A 9,404-nucleotide genomic window follows, 5' to 3' on the forward strand; every position below is an offset into this window, starting at 1 on the left:
CGCTGACGCACACCATCGCCCACCGGGTGGGTCGCTATCTGGAACGGCAAGGCCTGCTGGAACGGGATGTCGAAAACAGCTATCTGGCCTCGGATGCGGTGGATGACGACCCGATGACACCCCTGCTGGGGCACTCGATCACTTACCGTATCGCTGTCGGTTCACAGGCGGGGCGAAAGGGGTTCACTTTGCAAACTCTGCCGACCAGTGGTGATCCGTTCGGTGACGGGATTGGCAAGGTAGCCGGGTCCAGCCTGCACGCCGGCGTGGCGGCCAGGGCCGATGAACGCAAGAAGCTCGAACGGCTGTGCCGGTACATCAGCCGCCCGGCGGTATCCGAGAAGCGGCTGTCGTTAACACGAGGCGGCAACGTGCGCTACCAGCTCAAGACGCCGTACCGGGACGGCACCACGCACGTCATTTTCGAACCATTGGATTTCATTGCAAGGCTGGCCGCCCTGGTACCGAAGCCCAGAGTCAACCTAACCCGCTTCCACGGGGTGTTCGCACCCAACAGTCGGCACCGGGCGTTGGTCACGCCGGCAAAACGGGGCAGGGGCAACAAGGTCAGGGTGGCTGATGAACCGGCAACACCAGCACAACGGCGAGCGTCGATGACATGGGCGCAACGGCTCAAGCGTGTTTTCAATATCGACATCGAGACCTGCAGCGGCTGCGGCGGCGCCATGAAAGTCATCGCCTGCATTGAAGACCCTATAGTGATCAAGCAGATCCTTGATCACCTGAAGCACAAAGCCGAAACCAGCGGGACCAGGGCGTTACCCGAAAGCCGGGCGCCACCGGCTGAGCTGCTCCTGGGTCTGTTTGACTGACGAGCCTGAAGGCCAACGATACCAATCAAAATGCTGCGTTCACAGCGCCGCGGCAGGGATCCGCCGTGCTGGTTGTCGGAAAAGGAGCCGCTAGTGGGAAAGAGGAGGGTAAATTTTCAGCGTTGCTGGCTCCCCGTCAGCCGGATTGGGTTGCATCGCAGGGGTGTCGAAAGAGTCAACTGCGGTCCAAAGCTGTTGGACTTGGGTGAAAAGGGCGTTTATTCTTCCTATACGTCGATCGATTGAATGAAGGACATATACAATCATTTCTCCGACATTTGGTTATGGAGCGAAAAGTTTCAATATCTTATCAAAACCAGGCAATCAATGCGATTAAGTTTTATTACGAACGTGTTTTGGGTGGACAACGGAAAACATATTTCATCGAAAGACCAAAAAAAGAAAAAACACTTCCTGTTGTGATGAGTGAAGAAGAAACCATTCGGGTACTACGCGCTATTGAAAACGTGAAACACAAGGCTATTCTGATGACTATTTATTCGGCAGGTTTGCGCATTTCTGAATGTATAAACCTGAAAATAAAAGACATTGACTCCAAGCGCATGCAAATTCGTATAGAACAGTCAAAAGGAAAAAGAGATCGTTATACCATTTTATCTGAGAAAACATTAATTATTTTAAGAACATACTTTATGGAATATAAACCAAAAGATTATTTATTTGAAGGTCAAAAAGGTGGCGCATACTCAAGCCGAAGTATTCAAAACATTTTTAAAGCAGCTGTTTTAAAAGCAAAGATTCAAAAGGAAGTTACTGTACATACCTTACGACATAGCTTTGCAACGCATTTGCTTGAGAATGGTACGAGTTTACGTTATATTCAATCGTTGTTAGGTCATTCAAGCAGTAAAACAACTGAGGTTTATACACATATTACCACCAAGGGAATGGAACAATTAAAAAGTCCGATGGATTTGTTAGATATATAGAAAGGATTTGTATATTTGAGCAAAACTTAACAAAAAGCACTATGAATATAAATCCTTTTGAGAGAGTAGAAACGAACGGTAAACGGTTGAAAACGGATTTGTCACTGATAATGAAAGGTTTAGCAAAATAAGATATAGTGGATATATACGCCATTTGGCGTATAGCCACTTGTTATGTGCCATTTTTGAATGACAATGCGAATAGATACAGACAAACAAATGAATTTACTTAGTGATAAGAACGTTGCAATAATTGGTGGTGGACCCGTTGGACTGACTATGGCAAAATTATTACAGCAAAACGGCATAGACGTTTCAGTTTACGAAAGAGACAACGACCGAGAGGCAAGAATTTTTGGTGGAACCCTTGACCTACACAAAGGTTCAGGTCAGGAAGCAATGAAAAAAGCGGGATTGTTACAAACTTATTATGACTTAGCCTTACCAATGGGTGTAAATATTGCTGATGAAAAAGGCAATATTTTATCCACAAAAAATGTAAAGCCCGAAAATCGATTTGACAATCCTGAAATAAACAGAAATGACTTAAGGGCTATCTTGTTGAATAGTTTAGAAAACGACACGGTTATTTGGGATAGAAAACTTGTTATGCTTGAACCTGGTAAGAAGAAGTGGACACTAACTTTTGAGAATAAACCGAGTGAAACAGCAGATTTGGTTATTCTTGCCAATGGTGGAATGTCGAAAATAAGGAGCTTTGTTACCGACACGCAAGTTGAAGAAACCGGTACTTTCAACATCCAAGCTGATATTCTTCAACCGGAAATAAACTGTCCCGGATTTTTTCAGCTATGCAACGGCAACCGATTAATGGCGGGACATCAGGGCATTTTATTGTTTGCCAATCCCAATAATAATGGTGCATTGTATTTAGGAATTAGTTTTAAAACGCCCGATGAATGGAAAAATAAAATTCCCTTAGATTTTCAGGACAGAAACAGCGTTGCCGATTTTTTATTGAAAAGATTTTCCAAATGGAGTGAAGTTTACAAACAATTAATACGTTCGGTATCAACATTTCAATGCTTGCCCACAAGGAAATTTCCTTTGAACAATGATTGGAAAAGTAACCGTCCATTACCCATAACAATGATTGGCGATGCTGCTCATTTGATGTCGCCTTTTGCAGGACAGGGTGTAAATACGGGATTATTGGATGCTTTGATATTGTCTGAAAACCTTACAAACGGAGAATTTACAAGTATTGAAAATGCCATCGAAAACTACGAACAACAAATGTTTGTTTATGCAAAAGATACGCAGGACGAATCGACAGAAAACGAAACCGAAATGTTTAGTCCCAATTTTTCGTTTCAAAAATTATTGAATCTATAAACAGTAAGAAAAAACGGCTACTAACAAGCAGTTTTGCAATAGTGGGGCAGAAGTGCAAAATTGAACTTGTGTGCTTCTATCAACTTTTGTACATTAGCTGCCAGTTTAAGATGGGTGCATTTGAGTATGCCCAAAGGAGCCCGCAAGTATGCGCAGGACGAAGCCAGTAGCCGCGCCGATGGTGGCGCGGGTCTATCTGCGCGTCAGCACCGACGCGCAGGACTTGGAACGCCAAGAGGCGATCACTACGGCCGCGAAGGCCGCCGGCTACTACGTCGCCGGCATCTACCGTGAGAAGGCATCCGGCGCACGCGCCGACCGGCCTGAGCTGCTGCGCATGATCGGCGACCTACAGCCCGGCGAGGTGGTCATTGCCGAGAAGATCGACCGCATCAGCCGCCTACCTTTGCCCGAGGCCGAGCGCCTGGTGGCCTCGATACAGGCCAAAGGCGCACGCCTGGCCGTCCCTGGCGTGGTCGATCTATCCGACCTGGCGGCCGAGGCCCAGGGCGTCGCCAAGATCGTGCTGGAAGCCGTGCAGATCATGCTTTTTCGCCTGGCCTTGCAGATGGCCCGCGACGACTACGAGGACAGGCGCGAACGCCAGCGCCAAGGCATTGAGTTGGCCCGCCAGGCCGGGCGGTACAAGGGCCGCCGTGCTGATCCGAAGCGCCGCGCCCAAGTTGTCGCGCTGCGCAAGTCCGGCTACAGCATCAACAAGACCGCCGAGCTGGCCGGGTACAGTGCGGCCCAGGTGAAACGGATATGGGCCGAGGTCAGCCAGGCCGAAGCGAAGCAGCACGGCGCGTTCGTGGAGGACGCATTGACGGAAGCCGATGCCCTGGCCGCTGTCGGCCAGGATGAGCGCCAGGAGGAAAGGGCATGAAGAAGCCGAACCAAGACGACGAGCCGTTTTTCATCACCGAGGAGATTGCGGCCGAAATGATCGCCGGCGGCTATGAGTTCGAGCTGCCGCCCATTCCTTGCACCATCCGCCTACGCGACGTGCTGGAGCGCATGACCGATGCTGAGCTAGCATTGCAGCCGGGCGAGATCGCCGACCAAGAGCGTGAACGCTGCCGGCGCAAGCCGTGTTCAACCTCATGATCTGGTCATGGTATTTTTCATGGCACTGAGCCTGATAGTTCTTGCAAATTGTTGTCACTAAAGGGTTTTGTGTGCTTGTTTACAATCGAGTGGGAGTGACGGGCACTGGCTGGCAATGTCTAGCAACGGCAGGCATTTCGGCTGAGGGTAAAAGAACTTTCCGCTAAGCGATAGACTGTATGTAAACACAGTATTGCAAGGACGCGGAACATGCCTCATGTGGCGGCCAGGACGGCCAGCCGGGATCGGGATACTGGTCGTTACCAGAGCCACCGACCCGAGCAAACCCTTCTCTATCAGATCGTTGACGAGTATTACCCGGCATTCGCTGCGCTTATGGCAGAGCAGGGAAAGGAATTGCCGGGCTATGTGCAACGGGAATTTGAAGAATTTCTCCAATGCGGGCGGCTGGAGCATGGCTTTCTACGGGTTCGCTGCGAGTCTTGCCACGCCGAGCACCTGGTCGCTTTCAGCTGTAAGCGTCGCGGTTTCTGCCCGAGCTGTGGGGCGCGGCGGATGGCCGAAAGTGCCGCCTTGCTGGTTGATGAAGTACTGCCTGAACAACCCATGCGTCAGTGGGTGTTGAGCTTCCCGTTTCAGCTGCGTTTCCTGTTTGCCAGCCGGCCCGAGATCATGGGGTGGGTGCTGGGCATCGTTTACCGCGTCATTGCCACGCACCTGGTCAAGAAAGCGGGCCATACCCACCAAGTGGCCAAGACGGGCGCGGTCACCCTGATCCAGCGTTTTGGATCGGCGCTCAATCTGAATGTTCACTTCCACATGCTGTTTCTCGACGGTGTGTATGTCGAGCAATCCCACGGCTCAGCGCGTTTCCGCTGGGTCAAGGCGCCGACCAGCCCAGAGCTCACCCAGCTGACGCACACCATCGCCCACCGGGTGGGTCGCTATCTGGAACGGCAAGGCCTGCTGGAACGGGATGTCGAAAACAGCTATCTGGCCTCGGATGCGGTGGATGACGACCCGATGACACCCCTGCTGGGGCACTCGATCACTTACCGTATCGCTGTCGGTTCACAGGCGGGGCGAAAGGTGTTCACTTTGCAAACTCTGCCGACCAGTGGTGATCCGTTCGGTGACGGGATTGGCAAGGTAGCCGGGTCCAGCCTGCACGCCGGCGTGGCGGCCAGGGCCGATGAACGCAAGAAGCTCGAACGGCTGTGCCGGTACATCAGCCGCCCGGCGGTATCCGAGAAGCGGCTGTCGTTAACACGAGGCGGCAACGTGCGCTACCAGCTCAAGACGCCGTACCGGGACGGCACCACGCACGTCATTTTCGAACCATTGGATTTCATTGCAAGGCTGGCCGCCCTGGTACCGAAGCCCAGAGTCAACCTAACCCGCTTCCACGGGGTGTTCGCACCCAACAGTCGGCACCGGGCGTTGGTCACGCCGGCAAAACGGGGCAGGGGCAACAAGGTCAGGGTGGCTGATGAACCGGCAACACCAGCACAACGGCGAGCGTCGATGACATGGGCGCAACGGCTCAAGCGTGTTTTCAATATCGACATCGAGACCTGCAGCGGCTGCGGCGGCGCCATGAAAGTCATCGCCTGCATTGAAGACCCTATAGTGATCAAGCAGATCCTTGATCACCTGAAGCACAAAGCCGAAACCAGCGGGACCAGGGCGTTACCCGAAAGCCGGGCGCCACCGGCTGAGCTGCTCCTGGGTCTGTTTGACTGACGAGCCTGAAGGCCAACGATACCAATCAAAATGCTGCGTTCACAGCGCCGCGGCAGGGATCCGCCGTGCTGGTTGTCGGAAAAGGAGCCGCTAGTGGGAAAGAGGAGGGTAAATTTTCAGCGTTGCTGGCTCCCCGTCAGCCGGATTGGGTTGCATCGCAGGGGTGTCGAAAGAGTCAACTGCGGTCCAAAGCTGTTGGACTTGGGTGAAAAGGGCGTTTATTCTTCCTATACGTGAACCGCATCCTACGGAATGAGTAACCCTTGCCCTATTGTGAGTAGAACGTCGTATAATTCAAACGAAAGCAGTTAATAGGTATGAAATATCACAGCACAAAAGAGCGACAGGACATGTTTAGATGATGTTATTATAAAATAATAACATCATGGATGAATAAAAAATAATTTTCTATCTTTACAACTATGTTATACTTCTATGATAAGGCTATGATGGCAAAGCCTTGGTTTTCCTAATCAAATAGTCGCCGAGATGGCTTCAATGCGACAGTAGGTCTACTGTCTCACAATTAATTCATGTATCAGATTTTTGTTCCCTGATGGGAAGTGTTATCCATACGAAAAGAATATGGGTAAAGTGTTACACCTGTATATGACATTCAGAATGTCCTGTCGGGGGAACTGGTACCAATTTAATAAAAGAAAACAGTATAGAAATGACAATCGAAGATATGCAAACATTAGCCCTAGAGCATGGGCTGAGAATTTCGGAAGAGATGAGCGTCAATGAGATGGGCATCGACTTTAGAGTTGCCTTTGTAAAGGAAGTAAACGGTGAGAACTGGGTACTCCGTATACCTCGAAGAAGCGATATGCTTGAACAAATCGAAAATGAAAGTAGAATATTGGATTTAGCCAAAAGAAACCTGTCGATCAATGTCCCTGATTGGAAAATTGTATCGGAGCGCCTAATAGCCTACCCTTTACTGGAGGATGCGCCTGCTCTGACATTCGATGCGATAACACATGAGGTTTCTTGGAACATAGATCGCGATAGCATAGCTTATGTGGAGTCTCTGGCAAAATCATTGGCCGAATTACATCGTATTACAGCTGACGATGTGAGAAAGAGCAACTTGAAAATAATGACTCCAAGTGAATTGAGGACCGAAATAGCTGACCGTATCCACTTGGTGAAATCTGAGATAGGTATCAGCGAGCCGTTGGAAAACAGATACCGTAGATGGTTGGACAATGACCCTTTGTGGCCTGAATTCACTTGTTTCATCCATGGCGATCTCTATGCAGGGCATGTCTTAACCTCGAAGGAAGGTAAGACCTCTGGTATCATAGATTGGTCTACTGCGCATATGGGTGATCCTGCACTGGACTTTTCTGGTCACGTATCGGTTTTTGGAGAGGATAGCCTGAAGAGTTTGATAACGGAGTATGCTAAACAAGGCGGAACGATATGGGATAGGCTCTACGAACAATCTATAGAGAGGGCTGCTGCAGCTCCATTAGCATATGGCGCTTTTGCGGTAGAGTGCAACGACGATAATCATATCAATGCCGCCAGAGCAGCCTTAGGTATTGTTCAATAAAATGATGTGAGGATACTTTTTTAAATGCTAAAATAGGAGTTCGATTGGTGCCACTTAAGAGTATCATTGATTTCTATTTTAGCCAGTATCCTCCACTTTTAGGAGCTCCTCGAAACTCGATTTTATGATCATCTCTTAAGATTTTGAGCCACCGCTCTACTATCTTGACAGGAACTAATAGCTCGTTTACTAAAAATGGTGCACGCTTTCCTGGATTAGTTCTTATCTGATTAAATAGTAGATTTACTCCCTCACTTACTCCCTCATTAGATTCGAAAAGTAGCTTTGATGAGACAATAACTCGAAAACCGTGCTGGAAATTTTCAAAGACAGGGGGACGCAGACCATAGGATGCGAAGCCTTCTTGGATTCGTTTGATGCCTGACCCATATTTTTCAATAAAATGCGCTTCTTTGAACGTGGCAGATATCCTTTTATTGCGCGCCCATGGCGAGTAATCTTCACGAAGAAGCTGATCAATCGTTAAGTTATCAGCTAAACCACCTGGATTGAAAAACTCTATGGAATTGTAATACACCCTGATTATGGAATCGGCAAATTAATTTGGACTTGGGTGAAAAGGGCGTTTATTCTTCCTATACGTTGTCGGCAGCGGGCCAAAAAGGAATACGTCCATGCCCATCGAGGTGAAACCGGCTGTGAGCGCGGGTTCAAGCATATAGCCCGACAGGCGCGTATCCTTGCCGATCACGACACGATGGCGGTGGTCACCGCGACGAAAGACACGGCCAGCCGCCATGCCGACGCGCAAGGCGGTTTCCGCCGTCATCGCGCCTTCGTTGGCTTTGCCACGAATACCGTCTGTGCCGAAATATTTGCGCACCATAAGGTCGATTATCCTGTCGTCGGGTCGCCCTCAAAGGGGACATGCCTGCTGAACCGCGAATATAGAGAAATATCCCGAATGTGCAGTTAACGAATTCTTGCGGTTTCTTTCAGCGCCGCCAATACCGCCAGCCCGTCGCGCAAGGGGCGCGGCTCGTGTGTGCGGATGAAGTCAGCTCCACCTGCGGCGGCGGCAAGCTCTGCAGCGAGTGTCGCGGCCCCGACATCCCCCGGACCACGGCCTGTGAGCGCGCGCAGAAAGGATTTGCGCGAAACAGACAGAAGCACCGGCAAATCGAAGCGCAGCCGCAATTCATCGAACCGCGCCAGCACCGAGAGCGAGGTTTCGGGAGCAGCCCCCAGAAAAAACCCCATGCCGGGATCAAGGACAAGGCGGTTGCGTTTGATACCGGCACCCGTCAGCGCCGCGATGCGCGCGTCAAAGAACGCCGCAATGTGATCCATGATGTCGCCAGCGGGTGCCTCGCGCCGATCTGCCTGCCCGTCTTGCACCGAATGCATAACGACGAGTTTGGCAGATGATTTCGCCAATTGCGGATAGAACGCAGCGTCTGGAAAACCGCGAATATCATTGAGATAGGCCACACCACGCGACAAGGCATAGGCTTGCGTCGCGGGTTGATAACTGTCGAGCGAGACGGGAATGCCATCTGCCTTGAGCGCGTCCAGCACCGGCGCGATACGCGCGATTTCTGTGTCGGACGAAACAGGCGCGGCGTCGGGATTGCTGGATGCCGGACCGAGGTCGATCACATCTGCCCCCTCGGCCATCAGCTTACGCGCCTGCGCAATGGCTGCGTCTGGCGCCAGATACCGGCCTCCATCGGAGAAACTGTCCGAGGTTATGTTGACGATGCCGAAAATGATGAGCGATTTATTCATGGGGGCTTCTATAATAATCTCTGTACACGACAAAAATAGATAACTCATTGAAATAATGTCACAATAATTGTTTTCTAACGACGAATACTATGACACATCTCAATGAGTTATATCTTATCTTAAACAAATCTCTAAAATGGAACA

General features: G+C 50.4%; 9 protein-coding genes and 1 pseudogene. 7 read left to right on the plus strand and 3 right to left on the minus strand.

What is annotated here, in order from left to right; translation table 11 throughout:
* The 7 genes and pseudogenes from FTV48_RS13100 to mph form a co-directional block, all read left to right on the plus strand.
* Window positions 1-833, plus strand: a pseudogene (locus FTV48_RS13100) (IS91-like element ISVsa3 family transposase); the annotation flags it as partial.
* 284 nt (window positions 834-1,117) lie between these two features.
* Complete coding sequence (locus FTV48_RS13110) at window positions 1,118-1,783, plus strand: tyrosine-type recombinase/integrase (RefSeq protein ID WP_015060916.1); 666 nt, start codon at window positions 1,118-1,120, stop codon at window positions 1,781-1,783.
* A 189-nt stretch (window positions 1,784-1,972) separates the two neighbouring features.
* Complete coding sequence (locus FTV48_RS13115) at window positions 1,973-3,139, plus strand: tetracycline-inactivating monooxygenase Tet(X3) (RefSeq protein ID WP_024160783.1); 1,167 nt, start codon at window positions 1,973-1,975, stop codon at window positions 3,137-3,139.
* Window positions 3,140-3,287: 148 nt separating this feature from the next.
* Window positions 3,288-4,025, plus strand: coding sequence for a recombinase family protein (locus FTV48_RS13120; protein ID WP_001366550.1), 738 nt, complete (start codon window positions 3,288-3,290; stop codon window positions 4,023-4,025).
* Window positions 4,022-4,246, plus strand: a complete 225-nt coding sequence (locus tag FTV48_RS13125) for a hypothetical protein (RefSeq protein WP_000743213.1) — start codon at window positions 4,022-4,024, stop codon at window positions 4,244-4,246. Before FTV48_RS13120 ends, FTV48_RS13125 begins: the two co-directional genes overlap by 4 nt.
* A 210-nt stretch (window positions 4,247-4,456) precedes the next feature.
* Window positions 4,457-5,950: an IS91-like element ISVsa3 family transposase gene (locus FTV48_RS13130; protein ID WP_001120888.1), complete on the plus strand. Its 1,494-nt coding sequence runs from the start codon at window positions 4,457-4,459 to the stop codon at window positions 5,948-5,950.
* A gap of 673 nt (window positions 5,951-6,623) precedes the next feature.
* Window positions 6,624-7,511 carry an Mph(E)/Mph(G) family macrolide 2'-phosphotransferase gene (gene mph / locus FTV48_RS13140; protein WP_071830579.1) on the plus strand — a complete coding sequence of 296 codons (888 nt, stop codon included), beginning with the start codon at window positions 6,624-6,626 and terminating at the stop codon, window positions 7,509-7,511.
* Between the two features lie 73 nt (window positions 7,512-7,584).
* Here the strand turns inward: mph and FTV48_RS13145 are convergent, their stop codons facing one another.
* The 3 genes from FTV48_RS13145 to sul2 form a co-directional block, all read right to left on the minus strand.
* Window positions 7,585-8,049 (minus strand): ATP-binding protein, encoded by a 465-nt coding sequence (locus FTV48_RS13145; protein WP_071830580.1) that lies wholly within the window; start codon window positions 8,047-8,049, stop codon window positions 7,585-7,587.
* A gap of 21 nt (window positions 8,050-8,070) precedes the next feature.
* Window positions 8,071-8,358 carry a phosphoglucosamine mutase gene (locus FTV48_RS13150; RefSeq protein ID WP_159516853.1) on the minus strand — a complete coding sequence of 96 codons (288 nt, stop codon included), beginning with the start codon at window positions 8,356-8,358 and terminating at the stop codon, window positions 8,071-8,073.
* Window positions 8,359-8,444: 86 nt separating this feature from the next.
* Window positions 8,445-9,260: a sulfonamide-resistant dihydropteroate synthase Sul2 gene (gene sul2 / locus FTV48_RS13155; RefSeq protein ID WP_001043260.1), complete on the minus strand. Its 816-nt coding sequence runs from the start codon at window positions 9,258-9,260 to the stop codon at window positions 8,445-8,447.
* Window positions 9,261-9,404 lie beyond the last annotated feature (144 nt).

It is taken from the genome of Acinetobacter sp. YH18001 (assembly GCF_013416975.1).
In the GTDB taxonomy this organism is placed as follows: Bacteria; Pseudomonadota; Gammaproteobacteria; order Pseudomonadales; family Moraxellaceae; genus Acinetobacter; species Acinetobacter pseudolwoffii.